This window comes from Agromyces sp. Marseille-Q5079, from assembly GCF_051016555.1.
Classification (GTDB): Bacteria; Actinomycetota; Actinomycetes; order Actinomycetales; family Microbacteriaceae; genus Agromyces.
Genome location: NZ_JBPEJF010000001.1, coordinates 278,536 through 300,153, shown reverse-complemented (window position 1 = coordinate 300,153; position 21,618 = coordinate 278,536). Strand labels below are relative to the sequence as shown.

The 21,618-nt window shown below is 70.8% G+C and carries 18 protein-coding genes and 1 tRNA gene; 13 read left to right on the top strand and 6 right to left on the bottom strand.

The genetic code is table 11. The features are described from left to right. The first annotated feature begins 119 nt into the window (after window positions 1-119). The 4 genes from ACR3IO_RS01435 to ACR3IO_RS01420 all read left to right on the top strand — a co-directional run bounded on the left by ACR3IO_RS01435 (window position 120) and on the right by ACR3IO_RS01420 (window position 4,603). The gene (locus ACR3IO_RS01435; RefSeq protein ID WP_434069379.1) at window positions 120-2,645 is read left to right on the top strand and encodes an ATP-dependent Clp protease ATP-binding subunit; all 2,526 of its coding nucleotides are present in this window, start codon (window positions 120-122) and stop codon (window positions 2,643-2,645) included. Between the two features lie 165 nt (window positions 2,646-2,810). Beyond that, the gene (locus ACR3IO_RS01430) at window positions 2,811-3,317 is read left to right on the top strand and encodes an amino-acid N-acetyltransferase (protein WP_434069378.1); all 507 of its coding nucleotides are present in this window, start codon (window positions 2,811-2,813) and stop codon (window positions 3,315-3,317) included. 86 nt (window positions 3,318-3,403) lie between these two features. Continuing rightward, on the top strand, window positions 3,404-4,039 hold the full coding sequence (locus ACR3IO_RS01425) for a hypothetical protein (protein WP_434069377.1): 636 nt from the start codon (window positions 3,404-3,406) through the stop codon (window positions 4,037-4,039). 144 nt (window positions 4,040-4,183) lie between these two features. Continuing rightward, on the top strand, window positions 4,184-4,603 hold the full coding sequence (locus ACR3IO_RS01420; protein ID WP_434069376.1) for a dehydrogenase: 420 nt from the start codon (window positions 4,184-4,186) through the stop codon (window positions 4,601-4,603). 188 nt (window positions 4,604-4,791) lie between these two features. Here ACR3IO_RS01420 and radA read toward each other — a convergent pair whose 3' ends face one another. Then, the gene (gene radA / locus ACR3IO_RS01415; RefSeq protein ID WP_434069375.1) at window positions 4,792-6,153 is read right to left on the bottom strand and encodes a DNA repair protein RadA; all 1,362 of its coding nucleotides are present in this window, start codon (window positions 6,151-6,153) and stop codon (window positions 4,792-4,794) included. 138 nt (window positions 6,154-6,291) lie between these two features. On the opposite strand from radA, the gene ACR3IO_RS01410 reads away from it, so the two are divergent. Continuing rightward, window positions 6,292-6,381 (top strand) — tRNA-Ser (locus ACR3IO_RS01410). Between the two features lie 56 nt (window positions 6,382-6,437). Here the strand turns inward: ACR3IO_RS01410 and ACR3IO_RS01405 are convergent. Beyond that, entirely contained in the window at window positions 6,438-7,277 is an 840-nt protein-coding gene (locus ACR3IO_RS01405) for an alpha/beta fold hydrolase (RefSeq protein WP_434069374.1), read from the bottom strand. A 161-nt stretch (window positions 7,278-7,438) separates the two neighbouring features. Continuing rightward, window positions 7,439-8,965, bottom strand: coding sequence for an MFS transporter (locus ACR3IO_RS01400; protein WP_434069824.1), 1,527 nt, complete (start codon window positions 8,963-8,965; stop codon window positions 7,439-7,441). Window positions 8,966-9,180: 215 nt separating this feature from the next. Here ACR3IO_RS01400 and ACR3IO_RS01395 point away from each other — a divergent pair, with 215 nt between their 5' ends. Both ACR3IO_RS01395 and ACR3IO_RS01390 read left to right on the top strand, forming a co-directional pair. Continuing rightward, window positions 9,181-10,326: a DUF998 domain-containing protein gene (locus tag ACR3IO_RS01395; RefSeq protein WP_434069373.1), complete on the top strand. Its 1,146-nt coding sequence runs from the start codon at window positions 9,181-9,183 to the stop codon at window positions 10,324-10,326. Then, window positions 10,323-11,762, top strand: coding sequence for a DUF2252 domain-containing protein (locus ACR3IO_RS01390; RefSeq protein WP_434069372.1), 1,440 nt, complete (start codon window positions 10,323-10,325; stop codon window positions 11,760-11,762). Before ACR3IO_RS01395 ends, ACR3IO_RS01390 begins: the two co-directional genes overlap by 4 nt. Before the next feature lie 93 nt (window positions 11,763-11,855). Here the strand turns inward: ACR3IO_RS01390 and ACR3IO_RS01385 are convergent, their stop codons facing one another. Next, window positions 11,856-12,743: an EamA family transporter gene (locus ACR3IO_RS01385; protein ID WP_434069371.1), complete on the bottom strand. Its 888-nt coding sequence runs from the start codon at window positions 12,741-12,743 to the stop codon at window positions 11,856-11,858. Window positions 12,744-12,959: 216 nt separating this feature from the next. Then, the gene (locus ACR3IO_RS01380; protein ID WP_434069370.1) at window positions 12,960-13,325 is read right to left on the bottom strand and encodes a DUF2255 family protein; all 366 of its coding nucleotides are present in this window, start codon (window positions 13,323-13,325) and stop codon (window positions 12,960-12,962) included. A 186-nt stretch (window positions 13,326-13,511) separates the two neighbouring features. Between ACR3IO_RS01380 and ACR3IO_RS01375 the strand changes: the two genes are divergently transcribed. Genes ACR3IO_RS01375 through ACR3IO_RS01365 form a run of 3 tightly spaced genes read left to right on the top strand, consistent with a single transcriptional unit; the run spans window position 13,512 to window position 16,030 of the window. Continuing rightward, complete coding sequence (locus ACR3IO_RS01375) at window positions 13,512-14,558, top strand: zinc-binding dehydrogenase (protein WP_434069369.1); 1,047 nt, start codon at window positions 13,512-13,514, stop codon at window positions 14,556-14,558. Between the two features lie 43 nt (window positions 14,559-14,601). Then, entirely contained in the window at window positions 14,602-15,588 is a 987-nt protein-coding gene (locus ACR3IO_RS01370) for an aldo/keto reductase (protein WP_434069368.1), read from the top strand. A gap of 37 nt (window positions 15,589-15,625) precedes the next feature. Continuing rightward, window positions 15,626-16,030, top strand: coding sequence for a (R)-mandelonitrile lyase (locus tag ACR3IO_RS01365; RefSeq protein ID WP_434069367.1), 405 nt, complete (start codon window positions 15,626-15,628; stop codon window positions 16,028-16,030). Window positions 16,031-16,081: 51 nt separating this feature from the next. Here the strand turns inward: ACR3IO_RS01365 and ACR3IO_RS01360 are convergent, their stop codons facing one another. Next, window positions 16,082-16,969, bottom strand: coding sequence for a helix-turn-helix transcriptional regulator (locus ACR3IO_RS01360; protein ID WP_434069366.1), 888 nt, complete (start codon window positions 16,967-16,969; stop codon window positions 16,082-16,084). Between the two features lie 187 nt (window positions 16,970-17,156). Between ACR3IO_RS01360 and ACR3IO_RS01355 the strand changes: the two genes are divergently transcribed. The 3 genes from ACR3IO_RS01355 to ACR3IO_RS01345 all read left to right on the top strand — a co-directional run bounded on the left by ACR3IO_RS01355 (window position 17,157) and on the right by ACR3IO_RS01345 (window position 21,614). Then, window positions 17,157-17,699 (top strand): GNAT family N-acetyltransferase, encoded by a 543-nt coding sequence (locus tag ACR3IO_RS01355; RefSeq protein ID WP_434069365.1) that lies wholly within the window; start codon window positions 17,157-17,159, stop codon window positions 17,697-17,699. A 155-nt stretch (window positions 17,700-17,854) separates the two neighbouring features. After that, window positions 17,855-19,852 carry a glycoside hydrolase family 127 protein gene (locus ACR3IO_RS01350; RefSeq protein WP_434069364.1) on the top strand — a complete coding sequence of 666 codons (1,998 nt, stop codon included), beginning with the start codon at window positions 17,855-17,857 and terminating at the stop codon, window positions 19,850-19,852. Window positions 19,853-19,922: 70 nt separating this feature from the next. Continuing rightward, window positions 19,923-21,614, top strand: a complete 1,692-nt coding sequence (locus ACR3IO_RS01345; RefSeq protein ID WP_434069363.1) for an ABC transporter substrate-binding protein — start codon at window positions 19,923-19,925, stop codon at window positions 21,612-21,614. Window positions 21,615-21,618: the final 4 nt, after the last annotated feature.

The window sequence follows — 21,618 nt, the reverse complement described above, 5'->3', positions numbered from 1 at the left end:
GGATGTCCCGCTGTCAAGCCCCGGTGCGCCCACGGCGAACACCGGCCCACGCGGCATCCGTGCTGGTTACGCTCGATGTATCGGCGCCCCCTGCCCTGAGGGGTCGAGAGGAGTAGAGCATGTTCGAGAGATTCACCGACCGAGCCCGTCGTGTCGTCGTCCTGGCCCAAGAAGAGGCCAAGATGCTCAATCACAACTACATCGGCACCGAGCACATCCTGCTCGGGCTCATCCACGAGGGTGAAGGCGTCGCCGCCAAGGCACTCGAATCGCTCGGCATCTCGCTCGACGCGGTGCGCGAGCAGGTGCAGGACATCATCGGCCAGGGCCAGCAGCAGCCGACCGGGCACATCCCGTTCACGCCGCGCGCCAAGAAGGTGCTCGAGCTCTCGCTCCGCGAGGCGCTGCAGCTCGGCCACAACTACATCGGCACCGAGCACATCCTCCTCGGCCTCATCCGCGAGGGCGAGGGCGTCGCAGCCCAGGTGCTCGTCAAGCTCGGCGCCGACCTCAACCGCGTGCGCCAGCAGGTCATCCAGCTGCTCTCGGGCTACCAGGGCAAGGAGCAGGTGCAGGTCGGTGCGAACGACCAGCAGCAGCCGCAGGGCGGCTCGCAGATCCTCGACCAGTTCGGCCGCAACCTCACGCAGGCCGCTCGCGAGTCCAAGCTCGACCCCGTGATCGGGCGCGAGAAGGAGATCGAGCGGGTCATGCAGATCCTCTCGCGTCGCTCCAAGAACAACCCCGTGCTGATCGGCGAGCCCGGCGTCGGCAAGACCGCCGTCGTCGAGGGCCTCGCGCAGGCGATCGTCAAGAACGAGGTCCCCGAGACGCTGAAGGACAAGCAGCTCTACTCGCTCGACCTCGGCTCCCTCATCGCCGGAAGCCGCTACCGCGGCGACTTCGAGGAGCGCCTGAAGAAGGTCACCAAGGAGATCCGCACGCGCGGCGACATCATCGTCTTCATCGACGAGATCCACACGCTCGTGGGCGCGGGCGCCGCCGAGGGCGCGATCGACGCCGCGTCGATCCTGAAGCCGCTGCTCGCCCGCGGTGAACTGCAGACCATCGGCGCCACCACGCTCGACGAGTACCGCAAGCACTTCGAGAAGGATGCCGCGCTCGAGCGCCGCTTCCAGCCGATCCAGGTGCAGGAGCCGTCGCTGCCCCACGCGATCAACATCCTCAAGGGGCTGCGCGACCGCTACGAGGCGCACCACAAGGTGTCCATCACCGACGGCGCCATCGTCGCCGCGGCGAACCTCGCCGACCGCTACATCAGCGACCGTTTCCTGCCCGACAAGGCCATCGACCTGATCGACGAGGCCGGCGCACGCCTTCGCCTCTCGATCCTGTCCAGCCCGCCCGAGCTGCGCGAGTTCGACGAGAAGATCGCCGTCGTGCGCGCCGCCAAGGAGACCGCGATCGAGGAGCAGGACTTCGAGAAGGCCGCGTCGCTCCGCGACGAGGAGAAGAACCTCCTCGGCGAGCGTCTGCGCCTCGAGAAGCAGTGGAAGGCCGGCGACGTCAAGACCACCGCGGTCGTCGACGAGGGCCTGATCGCCGAGGTGCTCGCACAGGCCACCGGCATCCCCGTCTTCAAGCTCACCGAAGAGGAGAGCTCGCGCCTCGTCTTCATGGAGAAGGCCCTGCACGAGCGCGTCATCGGCCAGGAGGAGGCCATCTCGGCGCTCTCCAAGACGATCCGCCGTACCCGCGCCGGCCTCAAGGACCCGCACCGCCCGTCGGGCTCGTTCATCTTCGCCGGCCCCACAGGCGTCGGCAAGACCGAGCTCGCGAAGGCGCTCGCCGAGTTCCTCTTCGACGACGAGGCGGCGATGATCTCCCTCGACATGTCGGAGTACGGCGAGAAGCACACGGTCTCGCGCCTGTTCGGCGCCCCTCCCGGATTCGTCGGCTTCGAAGAGGGCGGCCAGCTCACCGAGAAGGTGCGCCGCAAGCCGTTCTCGGTCGTGCTCTTCGACGAGATCGAGAAGGCCCACCCCGACATCTTCAACTCGCTCCTGCAGATCCTCGAAGAGGGTCGCCTGACCGACGGCCAGGGTCGCGTGGTCGACTTCAAGAACACCGTCATCATCATGACGACGAACCTCGGCACGAAGGACATCTCGAGCGGGCCGGTCGGCTTCGCCCTCGAGGGCGACTCCCGCACGGGCTACGACCTCATGAGCGGCAAGGTGAAGGAGGAGCTGAAGAAGCACTTCAAGCCCGAGTTCCTGAACCGCGTCGACGAGATCATCGTGTTCCCGCAGCTGTCCAAGTCCGAGCTGCTCGAGATCGTCGACCTGTTCGTGAAGCGCCTCAGCGACCGCATGCTCGACCGCGACATGACGATCCAGCTCACGGTGCCGGCCAAGGAGCGACTCATCGAGCTCGGCTACGACCCGGCGCTCGGTGCACGCCCGCTGCGCCGTGCCGTGCAGCGCGAGGTCGAAGACGCCCTGTCCGAGAAGATCCTGCACGGCGAGCTCAACGCGGGCGACCACGTGCACGTCGACTTCCAGGACGGCAAGTTCGTCTTCACGACGACCCAGCGCGCCCTGCCCGTGGGCATCGGCGTCAACACCGGGGCGGCCATCGGCACCGGGCCGGCGACGCCGGACCTCGCCGCGACCGCCGACTGAGCACCGAGCGGATGCTTGGGCCCACGCGCCCGAGGCTCCGCGCATCGCGAAGCGATGTGTGGAGTGGCGTGGGGAGGCATCCTCCGACAGGGGTCGGGCCTTCGGGCCCGGCCCCTTCGTCGTCTCGGTGCGTCATGGCCGCACGCACGCGAATACGATGAACGGATGAGCCGGTACACGGTGCGCCCGGCGCGCACGAGCGACGTTCCCCAGATCATCTCCCTGGTCGAACCGCTCGTGTCCCGACGCATCCTGCTCGGCAAGGAGCGGGTCGACCTGTACGGGGCGATCCAGGAGTTCCGCGTCGCCGAGGTGCTCGACAGCGGCGAGATCATCGGAGCCGGCGCGCTGCACGCCATGTGGGAGGACCTCGGCGAGGTGCGCACGCTCGTCGTCGCCGACGACTGGCTCGGCCACGGGGTCGGCCACGCGATCGTCGAACGGCTCGAGGCCGACGCACGCGAGCTCGGACTCAGCCGGCTGTTCTGCCTCACGTTCGAGGTCGACTTCTTCGCCCGTCACGGCTTCGAGGACATGGGTGAGGAGACCGTGGCGCCCGAGGTCTATGCAGAACTCGTGCGATCGCACGACGACGGCGTCGCCGAGTTCCTCGACCTGGCCCGCGTGAAGCAGAACACGCTCGGCAACACGCGCATGCTGAAGCGGTTCTGAATCGGCGTGAACCTCGGTTTCATCGGGCATTTCGGCGCGCCGAGCGCGCGCCCGCGGCATTCGGCCGCCGGTCGTACCCTGTGAACATGTCGACGAATCAGGCACCGGCACGACGGCACTCGCCGCAGGTGTACCGTCGGCGAAGGCTGGTCGTGCTGCTCGGCCTCCTCGCCGTGGTCGTCGCGGTGGTGCTCATCATCGTGCGCCCGGGCGGCGCGCAGGGCGAACCCGGCGCGACCCCCAGCCCGACCGCGCCCGCATCGAGCACGCCCGAGGCGACGACGATCCCGACCGAGGCGACCGCGCTCGACGGCGACCCGTGTTCGCCCGAACAGGTCACCGTCGAACCGGTGACCGACAAGACCGTGTACGAGGCCGGCGAGCAGCCGCAGCTCTCGGTCACGATCACGAACACCGGCAAGAACGTCTGCGTGCTGAACGCCGGCACCGCGGCGCAGGTGTTCACCGTGACGAGCGGTGACGAGCCGTACTGGACCTCGACCGACTGCCAGTCCGATCCCGTCGACGCCGAGGTGTCGTTGAAGCCCGGTGTCCCCGTGAGCTCGGCGGCACCCATCATCTGGGATCGCACGCGCTCGACGCCCGACACGTGCGACGGCGCCCGCGAGGCGGTACCCGCCGGCGGCGCGTCGTACCACCTGTCGGTGTCGGTCGACGGGTACGAGTCCGCCGACCTCACCAAGCAGTTCCAGCTGTACTGACGCCCGCCTGGCCGGCTCACCAACCAGCGAGTGGTGGGCGGAGCGCGCGGGTAGCGCAGGGCACCGCGGTGACGGTGACCGGGCTGCTCCCGACGTGGGCCGGCTCCCGGCATCCGGTCGGCGTGCGCTGGGTACGCTTGGGGGATGGCGCAACGCAAGAAGTCGGGTCGGCCGGGCAAGGCTGCCGAGCCCGTGGAGTTCACGTCGCCGGCACTCGCGGCCGCGCTCGAGAAGCAGGACATCGCGGCGGTCGCGCTCGCACTGCGCCACGGCAACACGGTCGTGCCGCTCGTGAAGCCGGGCCCGCGCGACAAGCCGCTCGACGGCGGCGAGGTGTGGACCTACCGCGACCCCAACACGGGAGAGGTGGCGCTGCTGCTCTTCAGCGACGCCGCGAACAAGCCCGACAACCTGCCGCCCGCGGTCGGCCTGCAGAGCCCGGCGTGGTTGCGCACGTTCCTCAAGCGCTACGAGTCGACGATCACGACGGTGTTCCTCGACATCGCGGGCCCGCACCCGATGCAGGCGCCGCCCGCGGAGCTGCTCCGGGCGCTCGAGGCCTGACCTACCGGGTCCGATCCCGCGGGCCCGGTACCGACGTGAGTCGGCGTCGGTGCTCGCGGTAACCGGATGGAAGTCGGCACCGTGGTAGCCGGCATCGACGTGAGTCGGCGTCGGTGCTCGTCGGTAACCGGATGCGAGTCGGCGCCGCTGTAGCGGGCACCGCTGCGAGCCGGCACCGATGCGAACGGTCAGAACGCGGCGTCGAGTTCGCGCTCGCGCGCCGAGGCACCTGCGGCGAGGGCCTGGCCGACGGCGGCCTGCACGCTGCCCGCCTCGACGTCGAGGATGGTCGTGTAGCCGAGGCGGCGCGCCTCGCTGCCGCGCTGCCGGGCCGAGCTCACCGGCCGCACCTCGCCCGCGAGGCTGATCTCGCCGAACGCCGCGAGGTCGTGCGGCACGGCGCGGTCGCGCATGGCCGAGGCGATGGCGATGGCGATGGCGAGGTCTGCACCGGGCTCGACGAGTCGCACCCCGCCGACGGTCGAGACGTACACGTCGTGCTCGCCGATCTGCCGGAGTCCGGCACGACGTTCGAGCACGGCGAGGATCATGGCGACGCGCGACGGATCGACGCCGTTGACCACCCGGCGCGGCTGCGGCGCCTTGGTGGCCACGACCAGCGCCTGCACCTCGACGGGCAGCGCACGGCGGCCCTCGAGGGCGACCGTCACGCACGTGCCGCTCACGCCGGCTCCGCGGCTGAGGAACAGCCCGCTCGGGTCGGGCACCTCGCTGATGCCGTCGCCGGTCATCTCGAAGCAGCCGACCTCGTCGGTGGGTCCGAAGCGGTTCTTGAGCGCCCGCACGAAGCGCAGCGCGGTCTGGCGGTCGCCCTCGAACTGGCAGACGACGTCGACGAGGTGCTCGAGCAGGCGCGGGCCGGCGATCGTGCCGTCTTTCGTGACGTGGCCGACGAGCAGCACGGGCAGCTCGCGCTCCTTCGCGAGCCGGATGAGCGTGGATGCGACCTCGCGCACCTGGCCGGGCTGGCCGGCGATGCCGTCGTTCAACGAGCTCGTGACGGTCTGCACGGAGTCGACGATGAGCAGTTCGGGCTGCACCGCGTCGACCTGGCCGATGACGGTCGCGAGGTCGGTCTCGGCGGCGAGGAACAGCTCGGGCTGCATGGCGCCCGTGCGGCCCGCGCGCAGGCGCACCTGGGCCACCGATTCTTCGGCGCTCACGTAGAGCACCCGGCGACCGGATGCCGCGACGCGGGCGGCGACGTCGAGGAGGAGCGTCGACTTGCCGACGCCGGGCTCACCGCTCAGCAGGATGGCGGCTCCGGGCACGATGCCGCCGCCCAGCACGCGGTCGAACTCGCCGACGCCGCTCGGCCAGTGCCCGCGCTCTTCGGTGGTGACCTCGGTGATCGACCGCGCGACCTGCGACGCGCCGATGGCGACGGGCTTCAGGGTGCGCGTGATGCCGGTCGGCTCGCCGGCCTCGACGACGGTGCCCCACTGCTGGCACTCGGCGCACCGGCCGACCCACTTGACGGTGCTCCACCCGCACTCGGTGCAACGGAACGCGGAGACGGGTTTGGCCATGGTGAGAGCGTAGGGCCGACCGCCGACATCGACGCCGGGCGCCGCGCGCCGGGCGTGGCATCCGCTCATCCGGTCGCCGCCGAAGGCCGGAGCGCGCTCGTTTTGGTCGATTGCGCGGTGTCGTCTAACATTGACCCCGGTACCGTGTCCGAGCGGCCGAAGGTGCAACTCTCGAAAAGTTGTGTGCGTGAAAGCGCACCGTGGGTTCAAATCCCACCGGTACCGCCACAGAACGCCCCGCCTCCCGTCAGGGAGGCGGGGCGTCCGCCGTTCAGGGGGCGTGGCTACTGCGCGGCGTCGAGGATCACGTCGACGACCTCGCCCGGGTGGCTCATCATGACCACGTGCGAGCTGTCGATCTCGACCGTCGTCGACCCGGCCCGTGCGGCCATGGCGCGCTCGGCCTCCGGCGGGATCGTGTGGTCCTCGGATGCCACGACGTACCAACTGGGGATGCTCCTCCAGGCCGGCTCGCCCGAGGGCGTGAACAGCGCCTGCAATGCCGCCGGACGCTGCGAGGCGGCCAGCACGGCGGCCTGCTTCTTCGGCAGGTCCGCGGCGAACAGCTCGCGGAAGTAGGCGGGGTCGATGTATCCGTCGGCGTCGCCCTCTGGCGCACCCGGATACGGCCGGATGACGAGGTGTTCGGCCAGTGAGGAGTGCCCGCCGCCGAGTTCGTTCGCATCGATGAGGCGCTCGCCCGCATCGAGGGCGTAGGCGGCGACGTAGACGAGCGAGACCACGTTCGGGTTGCCCGTCGCGGCATTCGTGATGACGGCCCCGCCGTAGGAGTGGCCGACGAGCACGATCGGGCCCTCGATGGTCGCGAGGATCGACTTCACGTACTCGGCATCCGTGCTGAGGCCGCGCAGCGGGTTGGATGCCGCGAGCACGGGGTAGCCGCGCTTCTGCAGGCGCTCGATCACGTCGTTCCAGCCCGAGGAGTCGGCGAATGCGCCGTGCACCAGCACGACGGTCGGCTTCGGTGCGGGCGCCGGGCGACGCGCATCCTCGATGGCGGCGGCAGGGAGCGCGACCGACACGGCGGTCAGGGCGGCGGCGCCGGCGAGCGCGAGCGCGATGCGCACCGGTCGTCTGCGCCCTCGGGCGTGTGTGCTGGGCATGGAGGTCTCCTCGCATCGGTGGACGACGGCGATGGATGCCCGGAACGGGCTCGGCCGTCCTGCACATGCTCCCGCCGGCCGGGCCGGGCCCGCACCACGCATGCCGCGTAGTCGTTGCAGCGCCGGCTCACGGCCGATGGGCGTCGCGGCGCGACGGATGCTCAGCCGAGGAGCATGCCCTCGGCCGCGTCGTTCGGCTTCGGATCCGGTTGGCGTCGCATGCGGAAGCCGTTGAGGAGACCCAGGAGGGCCGCGATGAGCGGGATGAAGAGGGCGACCTGCAGGGCGATCGGCCGCGCCTCGGTGTTGATGCGCACGATCTCGTCGGCGATCGCCTCCGGCTGCTCGACCAGCAGTTCGTCCAGTTGCACGTTCGACATGATCTCGGCGTCCTCCTCGAGGACCTGGGCGACCTGCGCCTTCTCGTCGGCGGGGAGCACCGCGCTCGAATTCGCCATGCTGGTGAACGTCAGCGAGAGCACGGCGAGCATGATGGCGCCGGCGAAGGCGAGGCCGAAGGACAGGCCGAAGGACCCCGCCGCGGAATTCACGCCGGCCGCCTCGCTCACGCGCTCGTTCGAGATCGGCGAGAGCGTGTAGTTGTTCAGCTGGGAGACCAGCAGGCCGAGCCCGGTGCCGGCGACGATCAGCGGACCGAGGAGCCACCAGCCGGAGTCCGCGCGGGGCACGATCGGGATCAGGATGCCGAGGCCGACCGTGAGCAGCACGAATCCCCAGAGGATGAGGTTCGCCGGTCGTCGCCCGCCCGCCCGACGGCCGACGAGCATCGCCACGACGAACATGCTGAGCGAGAGGGGTGCGATCGAGAGTCCGGCGAGCAGGGCGTTGTAGCCGAGCACCATCTGCAGGTAGATCGGGAGCACGATCATCGTGCCGCCGAGTGCGATCTGCTGCAGCAGCTGCCCGGTGATGCCGAGCCGGAACAGCTTCGATGCGAACAGCGCCGGATCGATCAGGGTCGGCTTTCCCTGACGCTTGCGCCGGACCAGCCAGTACGCCAGGCTGCCGAGCCCGACCAGGCCGACGGCGATCAGGATGCCGACCGCCTCGCCGCCCTCCTGCCACACGAGAATGCCGATGACGACGCCGCCCATGCCGAGCACCGACAGGACGGAGCCGACGAGGTCGATGTGCCGTGGCCCGGTGTAGGGCACGTCGTGCACGAGACGGATGCCGGCGAGGACCACCGCGATGATGACGGCCTCGAGGAGGAAGGAGACCCGCCACGACAGGAACGTCGTGATGACGCCGCCGATCAGCGGGCCGACGGCGGCGGCGATGGCGGCCGAGGCGCCGACCATGGCGTAGACCCGCGTCTGCGCCTTGCCCTCGAAGTTGCCGTGGATGAGCGACTGCATCGAGGGCAGGAGCAGCGAGGCGCCGAGGCCGCCGATGACGGCCCAGAAGAGGATGATCGGCACGAGGCTCTGCGCGAGGGTCATCGCCAACGCGCCGGTGGCGTAGCAGAGGAGCCCGATCACGTAGGCGCGCTTGCGCCCGATGAGGTCGCCGACCTTGCCGCCGATCAGGATGAACGCGGCGGAGACGAGCGCCTCGAGCGCGATCGCCCCCTGCACGCCGCTGACGGTGGTGCCGATGTCCTCGACGACCGCGGAGATCGACACGTTCATGATCGACGTGTCGACGACGAGCACGAACATCGCCATGGACAGGAGAAGCGCGAGCTTTCCGTTGAACGTCGGGGTCTCGGTGTTGTCGGGTGCGCTCACGGGGCCTCTCCTCCGAGCAGGTGACGTCTTTCGCCAAAACTAGCCCGAAAGCCGACGGAAAGTCATGCTTCTCCGGCAAGTCCTGTGGGGGTACTCTCCGAATTGGGAGCGCAGAGCACGCCGACTGCGTCGAGCCCGAGACGGAGGTTCCCGTGAGTCAGCCGACATCCCTCGTCCGCATCATCCGCCATCCCATCGCGGATGCCGAGTCCCGCGAGTCCTCCGCGCTCCTCGTCGGCACCGTCGCCTTCGTGGTCGGCGTGGTTCCCGCGCTCGTCCTCTTCTGGGGGCGCGACCTGCCGATCGCGGGCCGCGGATCCGTGGGCGACGCCGCCGCCGTCGGGTCGGCGATCGCGGCCCTGCTCGCCTTCGGGTACGGATGCCTCCTGCGCCGGGCGGAGCACCGTCGAACCCTCGCCGACGGGCGAACCCCGACCCGCGTCTGGCGTCGCCTGCGCTGGTTCGACGTCGCGGCCCTGTGCCTCGCGCACGCCGTCATCGCACTGCTCGGGTGGATCAGCCTCGCGGCGGTCTTCAGCTCGGGCTTCGAGGGGGCGCGGATCTACGCGACCGCGGCTGCGGCCCTCGTGGGGGTGGCCATGGCGATCACGGCCTACGCCGCGTTCCTCTCGGCCGTGAACCTCACGCCGATGCTGCTCTCGATCGTGCTGGCGCTCTTCCTCGTGGTCGGCACGCTCGCGAGCACCCTGAGCGCCTCCGACCCGCTCTGGTGGCAGAAGAACCTCAGCACGCTGGGCATCAGCGACGACATCTCGGCCCTGGCGTTCAACCTCACGCTGATCATCGCCGGCGTGATGGTGACCACGATCTCGCACTACGCCACGGCGTGGCTGCCGACCACCACGCCCGCCGAGGCGCGGGGCCGGAACCTGGTGCGCCTGGGCCTGATCGTCATCGGCATCCTCCTCGCCTGCGTCGGGCTGTTCCCGGTCGACGACTTCCTCGAGATGCACAACCTGTCGGCGTCGGGCATGGCGGTCGTCTACGTGGCGATGGTCGTGGCCCTCCCCGTGCTCGTGCCCTCGATGCCGAGGGTCTTCATCCTGCTCGGCTACGTGTTCGTCGGCGTCATCGTTGTGCTCGCGGTCTTCTTCATCACGGGGTACTACAACCTGACCGCGGTGGAGCTGGTGGCGTTCGCGCTCATCTTCGCCTGGCTGATCATGTTCCTGCGGAGCGCGGGATCGGTCGCCCCGACGACCGAACCCGATCCGGCGGCCGCGCCGAACGCGTCGGCGTCGCCGATCGGCACCGAATCGACGGAGGTGGGCGCATGACCGAGGCCGATGCGGCATCCGTGGCCCGGCTGGCGCCGGCGTCACCCGACTTCGAGGCACGCCGGGAGGCGGGGCGTGCCCTGCGGGCGCGCATGCCCCGCTCGAGTCACGCGGAGTGGTCGCCCTCGCCGACGCGGGCCGATCCGGTCTCGCTGCTCGAGGAGCAGGCCGCGCAACGGGACCCCGAACTCGTGCCGATCCGGCACGGACGCATGCGGGTGTCGCCGTTCGCCTTCTTCCGCGGCGCCGCGCTGATCATGGCGGGGGATCTCGCCCCGAGGCCGGACAGCGGGCTCGTCGTCCAACTCTGCGGCGACGCGCACCTCTCGAACTTCGGACTGTTCGGCACACCGGAGCGCCGGCTGGTGTTCGACATCAACGACTTCGACGAGACGCTGCCCGGCCCGTTCGAGTGGGATGTGAAGCGGCTCGCCGCGAGCTTCGAGATCGCCGGTCGGCATCGGGGATTCACCGACGACGAGCGGCGCGACCTGCGACGCGAGGCCGTCCGCGGCTACCGGGAGCAGATGCAGGGCTCGGCCGAGGCATCCGTGCTCGACGCGTGGTACGACTCCGTCGCCATCGAGCGACTGCAGGAATGGGTGCGCCGCGAACGTGCCGCGGACCATATCGGGAAGCGGCAGGTGAACCAACTCGACTCGATCGTCGCGAAGGCGTTCACCAAGGACCGGATGAAGGCCTTCTCGAAGCTGGTCGCGGTCGAGGACGGTCGCATGAGGATCATCGCGGACCCGCCGATCGTCGTGCCCATCGAGGACTTCGAGGGCGTCGGGCAGGCCGTGACCGCGGACGTGATGCACGACGTGCTGACCTCGTACCGGTCCACGCTCGTCGCCGATCGCCACCCGCTCGCCGAGTACTCCTACGTGCACATGGCTCGCCGGGTCTCCGGGGTCGGCAGCGTCGGCACGCGCGCCTGGATCCTGCTGCTCAAGGGACGCGACGACGGCGATCCGATCCTGCTGCAGGCGAAGGAGGCGCAGGCGTCCGTGCTCGAACGCTTCCTCGGGTCGAGCGAGTTCGAGAGCCACGGCGAACGCGTCGTGCGCGGCCAGCGGATGATGCAGGCGTCGGGCGACATCTTCCTGGGATGGCAGCGCGGCATCGCCGACGCGACCGGGCGGCAGCGGGACTTCTACGTGCGCCAGCTCCATGACTGGAAGGGCTCGTTCGACCCCGAGGGGATGGTGCCGGCCGGTGGGATGCTCTACGCCCGGCTCTGCGGGCAGACGCTCGCGAGGGCGCACGGGCGCACGGGCGACCGCGTGCAGATCGCGGCCTACCTCGGACGCTCGCACGTGTTCGACGAGGCGATCTCCGACTTCGCCGTGACCTACGCCGACCAGAACGAGGACGACTTCCGCACGTTCACCCGGGCGATCGAGAGCGGTCGGCTCGAGGCCGTCGACGCCTGACCCCGCTGGAGTCGTCGTTCGGCCAGCCCTGGCGCCTCGACGGGTTCGCACCGATCGCCCGAAGCCCCAGAGCCGCGATCCGGCGCACCTGGGTCACGTCGCCATGAGCGCGACCCCGGCGACGACGAGCACGGATGCCGCGACGCGCCATCCGGCGCGCCCCTCGCGAAGGGCGATCGCCCCGAAGAGGCTGACGAGCACGACGCTGACCTCCCGCATGGGCGCCACCAGCGCGACCGGGGCCATGGTCATCGCGACGAGCACGAGGATGTACGACAGCGGCGAGAGCAGGCCGAAGAGCAGCAGGCGCGGCCAGTGGCCGCGAGCGACCGCGCCGACCTCGCGCCAGCGCCGGCCGAGCGCGGCGCCGAAGAGCACGAGCTCGCCGAGCGTGCAGCCGACCATGAAGGCGACCGGGGTGACCGACCAGTCGCGCACGGCCTGGGCGTCCCAGATCGTGTAGGCGGCGATCGCGACCCCGGTGACGAGTCCCCACACGATGCCGGCGTCGAGTCGAGGTCGGCGCCCGTGCTGCGGCATCGCTGTGGATGCCGCACGTCCGCGGTCGAGCATGCCGATCGCGACGACCGCGCCGATGATCACCGCGACGCCGGCGAGCGCCCATCCCGAGGGTCGTTCGCCGAGCACGAGCACCGCGACGAGCACGCTGATCGTGGGGCCCGTGCCGCGGGCGGTCGCGTAGACCGTGGACAGGCGGCCCGTGGCGTAGCCGCGCTGGAGCACGAGCATGTAGGCGCAGTGCAGCACGGCCGAGACCGCGACGGCCAGGGCGAAGTGGCTCCACGACGCCTCGCCGAGGCCGCCGGTCAGGGGCACGAGCGGAAGCCAGAGGACCGATGAGGCGACGGCCCCCAGCCAGAGGAACGGCAGCCCGATGCGGCTCACGCCGTGCGCGAGGATGTTCCAGGCCGCGTGGCAGACGGCGGCGGCGAGCACGAGGACGAGCGCGATGGGGGACAATCCGGGACCCTTCAGGTCGCCGCGGGCGCGACGAACCGGGTCCTCCGGGCTTTTGTCCTGTCAGATGACGCCCGCCGTCGGACGGCTGGCGTGGCGCCGCTCGGACCAGGCGGACCTCACGATCCCGGAACCCTAGGCGCTATCGCGGGTGACGTTAGCACAGCCCCGTGAACGGGCCGTTCACCTGTTCACCCGTGCACGTCGGCCGGTCTCGGCTCAGCTCGGGTCGATTCGCAGCGTCGTCTGCCTCGCGACGTCGCTCGTGATCGACTGGCTCGCCGACCCGCGTCCGTACTTGGCGAAGTAGGCGTCGTCGATCGCATCGTCGTGCGAGGCGTCGAGCGTGTACGAGACCTCGCGCGTCTGCCCGCCCCAGGTGATCGTGCCTGTGCCGTTTCGCATGACGCCCACGAACCACTTGCCCTCGGGGCCGCGGACCGAGCGGGCGTAGAGCACGCCGTCGATGACGACGTGCCAGATGATGACGGGCGTTCGCAGGGATCCGTCGTCGCGGCGTCCGGCGACGCGGATCTCGCCCGCGCGGTCGAGCGTCTCGAGTTCGTCGGCGGTCCAGGTGCTCATGGTCTTCCCTTCGCGGCATCCGCTCGGCTGCGGCATCCGCTCATCATGATCCTCCCGACGCGCATCGGGAGACAGGGTCTGTCGGTACCTGTTCCGTCAGGGGCTCCCGGGCGCGGGCGCATGCGCGTGGAATGGGAACCGTCGCGATGCCGACCGGCTCGCGACGAAACCGATGCGAAGGATTCCATGAAGGCGACATTCATGTACGGCGCGGGCGACGTGCGGGTCGAGACCGTGCCCGACCCCGTCATCCGCCACGAGACCGATGCGATCGTGCGCGCGGTGCGCGCGTGCGTGTGCGGCAGCGACCTGCACCCCTACCACTCGATGCCCGGCAGCGCGCACGGCACGGCTATGGGCCACGAGCTCATCGGCGTCGTCGAGGAGATCGGCTCGGCCGTCACGACCCTGCGGCGCGGCGACCTCGTGGTCGCGCCGTTCGCGTTCCAGGACAACACGTGCGTGTTCTGCCGCGAGGGGTTCCAGACCTCGTGCGTGCACGGCGGCTGGTACGGCGGCGACAACGGCGGCCTGCAGGCCGAGCTGGCCCGCATCCCGCAGGCCGACGGCAGCCTCGTGGTGGTGCCCGGCATCGACCCGGCCATGGCCGACGAGCGACTGCTCGGGTCGCTGCTCGCGCTGTCGGATGTCTACCTGACGGGCTATCACGCGGCGCACATGGGCCGGGTCGCGCCGGGGAAGACCGTCACCGTGATCGGCGACGGCGCGGTCGGCCTCTCGGCCGTGCTCGCGTCGCGGCAGCTGGGCGCCGAGCGCGTCATCCTCATGGGCCGCCACACCGCCCGCACCGACCTCGGCGTCGAGTGGGGCGCGACCGACGTCGTCGCCGAGCGCGGCGACGAGGGCATCGCGCGGGTCATGGAGCTCACGGGCGGCGAGGGCAGTCACGTCGTGCTCGAGGCCGTCGGCCACATGCCCGCGTACGAGCAGGCGTACGGCGTCGTGCGTCCGGGCGGCGTGATCTCGCGGGTCGGCGTGCCGCAGTACGAGGCCGCGCCCATCGGGTTCGGCTCGCTGTTCGGGAAGAACGCCACCCTCACGGGCGGGCCCGCCCCCGTGCGCGCCTACCTCGAGCCCGCCATCGGGCAGGTGCTCCGCGGCGAGATCGACCCGGGTCGCGTGTTCGACCGCACCGTCTCGATCGACGACGTGCCCGCCGGCTACGCGGCGATGGACGCCCGCGAGGCGCTGAAGGTCATGGTCGCCTTCTGAGCCCCACCGGTTCATGATCGAACACAGAGCGAAGGAGCAGCAGATGCACACGCGAACACTCGGCCAGGGCCTGGAGGTCTCGGCCATCGGGCTCGGGGCCATGGGCATGTCCATGAGCTACGGCCCGAACCCCGGCGACCGCGACGACATGATCGGCGTGCTGCGGTACGCCGTCGAGCAGGGGGTGACCTTCATCGACACCGCGGAGGTCTACGGCCCCTGGGTCAACGAGGAGCTCGTCGGCGAGGCGATCGCCCCGATCCGCGACCGGGTCGTGATCGCGACGAAGTTCGGCTTCAATCTCGTCGACGGGCAGATGCGGGGCACCGACTCGCGCCCCGAGCACATCCGCGAGGTGGCGGATGCCTCGCTGCGGCGTCTCGGCGTCGACGTGCTCGATCTCTTCTACCAGCACCGGGTCGACCCCGACGTGCCGATCGAGGACGTCGCCGGCACGGTCGGCGAGCTCGTCGCCGAGGGCAAGGTGCGCCACTTCGGGCTCTCGGAGGCCGGAGCCGGCACCATCCGCCGCGCGCACGCCGTGCACCCCGTGACCGCCGTCCAGAGCGAGTACTCGCTCTGGACCCGCGACCCCGAGGCCGAGGTGCTGCCGACGGTCGCCGAGCTCGGCATCGGCTTCGTGCCCTTCAGCCCGCTCGGCAAGGGGTTCCTCACGGGATCCGTGTCGGCCGACGCGACCTTCGCCGAGGGCGAGATCCGCGCCAGGGTCCCGCGCTTCGAGCGCGAGAACCTCCTGGCCAACCAGGCGCTCGTCGATCACGTGCGCGCGCTCGCCGAGGGTCGCGGCGCGACACCCGGCCAGGTCGCGCTCGCGTGGCTGCTGGCGCAGCATCCGTTCATCGTGCCGATCCCGGGCACGCGTCGCCGCGAGCGCATCGACGAGAACGCGGGCGCGACGTCCGTCGCCCTCTCGGCCGACGACATCGCCGATCTCGACGCGCTCGTCGACCGCATCGGCGTGGCCGGCAACCGCTACGACGACGCGGGCATGGCCGCGGTCGGCCTGTGACGCACGAACGAATCCATCACGAAGGAGAACAGGGACGATGAGCACCGAGCTGCAACCGAAGACCCCCACCGTCAAGGGACCCGAGGCGTGGTTCACGGGCGACGTGTACTTCAACGCGTACTACGCCGGCGAGCAGCCCTCGCGCACCCGCCTGAACCTCGTGCGGTTCACGCCGGGCGCGCACACGGCCTGGCACCGGCACGCCGTCGGCCAGACGCTGCACGTGACCGAGGGGCTCGGATACGTGCAGAGCCGCGGCGAGGAGCTCATCGTGCTCCGCCCCGGCGACACGGTGTACACGCCGCCGGGCGAATGGCACTGGCACGGTGCGACGGCCGAGCACTTCATGTGCCACCTCGCGCTCTGGGAGTCGCCCGGCGCGGGCGAACCCGAGACGGAGTGGGGCGACCTGTTGGCCGATGGGGAGTACCCCGGGAGCTGATCACGGCGACGAGCGGATGCCACGGCGCGGCATCCGCTCGTCGCGTGGTCGTCAGCCGGCGGCGGGCGACGGCGCGTCGGCCGTGAGGGCGGCCTCGTTCGTCGCGGCCCACGACGCGAGCAGCTTCAGGGCGTCGGCCGACGCGGAGCCCGCCGGCGCCGTGTAGACGTTCAGCACGAGGCCCGGCTCGCTCGGCAGTTCCATCGACTCGTAGTTCAGGTCGAGATCGCCGACGACCGGGTGGTGCAGGCGCTTCAGCCCGCTGCGGTGGAACTTCACGTCGCGCGACGCCCACCGCTCGCGGAACAGCTCGCTCTGCGTCGACAGCTCGCCGATGAGCCGGATCAGGTCGGGATCGTGCGGGGTGCGCCCCGCCTCGAGCCGCAGCATCGCCGCGGCATCGTGCGTGATCTGGTCGTAGTCGCGCCAGAACTCCCTCGCGGCCGGGTTCAGGTACGCGAACCGAGTCGTGTTGACCGGGCGGCGCGGGTCGTCGAAGACGGGGGAGTACAGGGCGCGCGCGAGCAGGTTGGCCGCGAGGATGTCGTGGCGCCCGTTGCGCACCCACGCCGGGGCGTCGCCGATGGCGTCGAGCACCTGCTGCACCGCGGGCCGGACCGTGTTCTTCGGCTTCGAGGCGCGCCGGGGCGCCGGCCCGGCGGCACGGGCCAGGTCGAAGAGGTACTCGCGCTCCGCGTCGTCGAGCTGCAGCGTGCGCGCGAGCGCGTCGAGCACGCTCTCGGATGCCCCGGCCAGGTCGCCGCGCTCGAGGCGCACGTAGTAGTCGACCGAGACGCCCGCGAGCATCGCGACCTCCTCGCGTCGGAGCCCCGGCACGCGGCGGTTGCCTCCGTACGCGGGCAGCCCGGCCTGTTCGGGCGTGATGCGGGCGCGGCGGGAGCTCAGGAACTCCTTGATATCGGCGCGGACGTCTTCCATGCCTCCACGCTACGTCGGACGGCGCGCGCAAGGGAGGCCCTGCGGGAACCACGTTCGCGCGGCGACAACGGGGTCGGCGCCGACGCCGCGAGGACGTCGCAGGGCCGTTCCTGCCCGCAGGGGCGGCTGCTAGCGTGGTTGGCTGCCCCGCGGCATCCGCGGTGCCCACCGCAGGGGAGGAGATCGCATGCGCGACCCGGTCGAGCTCGACGACGGCATCGTCGTGCGGTTGCTCGCCGACGACGACGGGCCCGCGCTCGCCGAGGCGTACCGGCGCAATCGCGAGCACCTCGCGCCGTGGGAGCCCGAGCGCTCCCCGGGCTTCTTCTCCGATGCGGTGCACGTGCGCGAGGTGAGGGCGCTCCTCGAGCGGTACGCGTCGGGCCGGGCGATCCCGCTCGTGCTCGTCGACGACGACGACGAGATCGTCGGCCGCGTGAACCTCTCCGACATCGTGCGCGGCGTCTTCCTGAACGCGAACCTCGGCTACTGGGTCGACGGCCGACTCACCGGTCGCGGGCTCGCGACCACGGCGGTCGGCGTGGCCCTCCACGCGGCCCGCGAGCACGGCCTGCACCGCGTCCAGGCGGGCACGCTCGTGCACAACGCCGCCTCGCAGGCCGTGCTCGAGCGCAACGGCTTCGAGCGCATCGGCCTCGCACGCCGATACCTGCGCATCGCCGGGAGCTGGCAGGACCACGTGCTGTTCGAGCGCCTGCTCGAGGACTGAGCCGTCGGTCGAGGGCGAACGTTTCGATCGCGTTAAGCCTGACCCGAACGTCCCGTCCTGGCTTGACCGGGCCACGGTCCGCGTGAGTAATATGTCACCCACTACAAAGTGCCGTAGTGTGATGTGTCACACGGTACAGAAGGGCCTGAATCGTCATGTCAGACATCGTCGTCGGATCGACCGCGCATGCGACCGCCGCTGCGAGCGCGACTCCCGCGGGCGTTCGCCGCCCGGCCGTCGCCCCCATCGCGAGTGCGCGGGTCCCGCTCGGCGCCGACGCCGCGCGGATCACCGGCGGCGTGCTGGCGACCTGGCAGCGGCGCAATCGCGACGAGACCGTGCCGCACACGCTCGGCGAGCTCCGCACGGCCGGCAACCTCGAGAACCTCCGCCGCATCGCCGAGCCCGAGACGCTCGCGCGGACCGCCTACCGCGGCCGCTACCCGTTCCTCGACACCGACGTCTTCAAGACGCTCGAGGGCCTCGCCTACGAACTCGCCCGGCCCGCCGGTGAGCGAGCGGATGCCGCGACCGAGGCCTTCTACGAGGAGGCGGTCGACCTCATCGAGCGGGCCCAGCGCGAGGACGGCTACCTGAACTCCTACTACCAGGCGCCCGACGTCCCCAAGGAGCCGTGGGAGGACCTGGCCTGGGGGCACGAGCTCTACAACCTCGGCCACCTGATCCAGGCCGCCGTCGCCGCCGCCCGCCAGCTCGGCGACGAGCGCCTGCTCACCGTCGCGCGCCGCTTCGCCGACCTCGCCGTCGAGCGCTTCGGCCCGACCGGCGCGGAGGCCGTGTGCGGGCATCCCGAGATCGAGATGGCCCTCGTCGAGCTCACCCGCGAGACGGGGGACGACCGCTACCTCGACCTCTCCCGTCGCTTCATCGACCGGCGCGGGCACGGCACCGTCGAGCTCCGCGTGTTCCCGGCCGAGTACTTCCAGGACAGCGCCCCGCTCCGCGAGCTCGACTCCGTGACCGGGCACGCGGTGCGCATGACCTACCTCGCGGCCGGTGCTGCGGACGTCGCCCTCGAGACCGGCGACGCCTCGCTCGACGCCGCCATGCGCCGGCTCTGGGACGACATGCTCGCCTCCAAGCTCTACATCACCGGCGGCCTCGGCGCCCGGCACTCCGACGAGGCCATCGGCGACCGGTTCGAGCTGCCGTCGGAGCGCTCGTACAGCGAGACCTGCGCGGCGATCGCGACCATGCAGTGGGCGTGGCGCATGTTCCTCGCCTCGGGCGAGGCCGCCTTCCTCGACACGTTCGAGACCGTGCTCTACAACGCCTACGCCGCCGGCCTCAGCGACGACGGCCGGGCGTTCTTCTACGACAACCCGCTGCAGCGCCGCCCCGACCACCAGCAGCGCACGGGTGCCGAGCCCGAGGGCGAGCTGCTCCGCCGCGGCTGGTTCGTCTGTCCCTGCTGCCCGCCGAACATCATCCGCTGGACCGCCGAGCTGCAGGACCACCTCGCCGTGCTCGACGGCGGAACCCTGCACGTCGCCCAGTACGCGACCTCGGACCTCGACGTCGACGGGCTCGCCCTCTCCGTCACGACCGACTACCCGTGGGACGAGCGCATCGCCATCGACGTGCGCGCCGCCGACGGGCGCACTCGACTGGCCCTGCGCATCCCCGCCTGGTGCCGGGGTGCGAGCCTCACGATCAACGGCGAGCAGGTCGAAGCGGATGCCGCGGCCGGCTGGCTGCACGTCGACCGAGTGCTCGCGGCGGGCGACCGGCTCGAGCTCACGCTGCCGATGCCCGTGCGCGCGCACGGCGCCGACCCGCGCGTCGACGGTCTGCGCGCCTCGCTCGCCGTCGCTAGAGGGCCGGTCGTCTACTGCGCCGAGCAGGCCGACACCGACGCAGACCTCGACCTCGTGGTCGTCTCGCCGGCCGCCGTGCCGACGGCGCGCACCGAATCCCGCCGCGTGACCCCGAACAGCGAGGCGAGCACACGCGTCGTGCTGCTCGACGCCGGCGTCGCGCCCCTGCCGACCGACGGGCTCTACCCCGAGCTCGTCGCCGATCGGGTGACGGATGCCGCGGCATCCGCCGCCACCACCGTCACGCTCGTGCCCTACCACCTCTGGGGCAATCGCGGGGCGGCGGCCATGCGCGTGTGGCTGCGCCGGGCCTGAACTGCACCACCCGTCGTCGGGGCGTCCGCCCCGAACGCAGAAGAACCCGAACACAGAGAGAGAACAGAGCATGAAGAGACGCACTGCGTTCCTCGGACTCGCGATCGCGACGTCCATCGCCCTGGTGGGCTGCACCGCCTCGAACACCGGGTCAGGGTCGACCGACGGTGTCGGGGGCCAGCCCGTCGAGGGCGGAACCCTGCACGTGCTGCAGAACACGGACTTCTCGCACCTCGACCCCGCGCAGGGCTTCGACGGCGGCGTGAACAACTTCTACCGCCTCATCTACCGCACGCTCACCACGCAGGGCGTCGGCGAGGGCGCGAAGGGCACCGAGATCGTCCCCGACCTCGCGACCGACACCGGCACGCCCAACGAGGACGCCACCGTCTGGACCTTCACGCTGAAGGACGACATCTTCTTCGAGGACGGCACCCCCATCACGAGCGCCGACGTGAAGTTCGGCGTCGAGCGCTCGCTCGACCCCTCGATCTCGATCGGCTCGCCCTACGCGAAGATCGTGCTCGACATGCCCGAGGACTACCAGGGCTTCTACATCTCGGGCCCCCTCGACACCATCGAGACGCCCGACGAGAAGACCATCGTCTTCCACCTCAACCAGCCGTACGCCGACTTCGCGGCCGTGGTCGGGCAGGCGCCGTTCACCCCGTTCCCGGCCGACGAGGGCGTGACGACGACCTCGATCGACCAGCAGCCCATCGCGTCCGGCCCGTACCGGGTCACCGAGTACCAGCGCGGCAGCACGCTCGTCCTCGAGCGCAACGAGCACTGGGATGCCGCGACCGACGACGTGCGCAAGGCGTACCCCGACTCGTTCGAGTGGACCTTCGGGCTCGACGGCGCCACGATCGACGAGCGCATGATCGCCGGCCAGGGCGCCGACAAGGACGCCATCGCGGGCTCCGTGCAGGCGGCCTCGATCGCGCGCATCCAGACCCCCGAGATCCAGGAGCGCACCATCCAGGGCCTCCAGGGCTGCACCACCTACATGCCGCTGAACACCACGAAGCCCGGCATGGACAACCCGCTCGTGCGCCAGGCGATCAACCTCGCCGTGAACAAGCAGGCCGTCAAGGACGGCACCGGCGGCAGCCAGCTCGCCGACATCGCCACCACGATGATGCCGCCGACCGTCGCGGGCTTCACCGAGTTCGACCTCTACCCGAGCGAGAACTCCGAGGGCGACCCCGAGGCCGCGAAGGCGCTGCTCGCCGAGGCGGGCTACCCCGACGGATTCGAGTTCACCCTCGACATCCGGAACAACCCGAAGATGCAGGCGCAGGCCGAGGCGATCCAGCAGGCGCTCGCCCAGGCCGACATCACGGTCGAATTCAACCTCATCGACTCGGCGACCTTCTACGAGGTCATCGGCACGACGTCGCAGCAGCACGACGCGGCGATCACGGGCTGGTGCCCGGACTGGGCCTCGGGCGCGACCTTCCTGCCGCCGATCTTCGAGGGCACCCAGATCTTCGAGAAGGGCAACTCGAACGTCGCCCAGCTGAACGACCCCGACGTCAACCAGCGCATGACCGAGATCCGCGCGATGACCGACGTCGAGGAGGCCAACGCGGCCTGGGGCGCGCTCGACGAGCAGATCATGGAGCTCGCACCCGCCGTGCCGCTGCTCTTCGAGAAGGCCGTCATGGTCGTCGGCTCCAACATCGCGGGCGCCTACGCGCACGCGGGCTTCTCGGGCGGCATCGACTACGTGTCGGTCGGCCTGGCCAGCGCCGAGTAGGTCC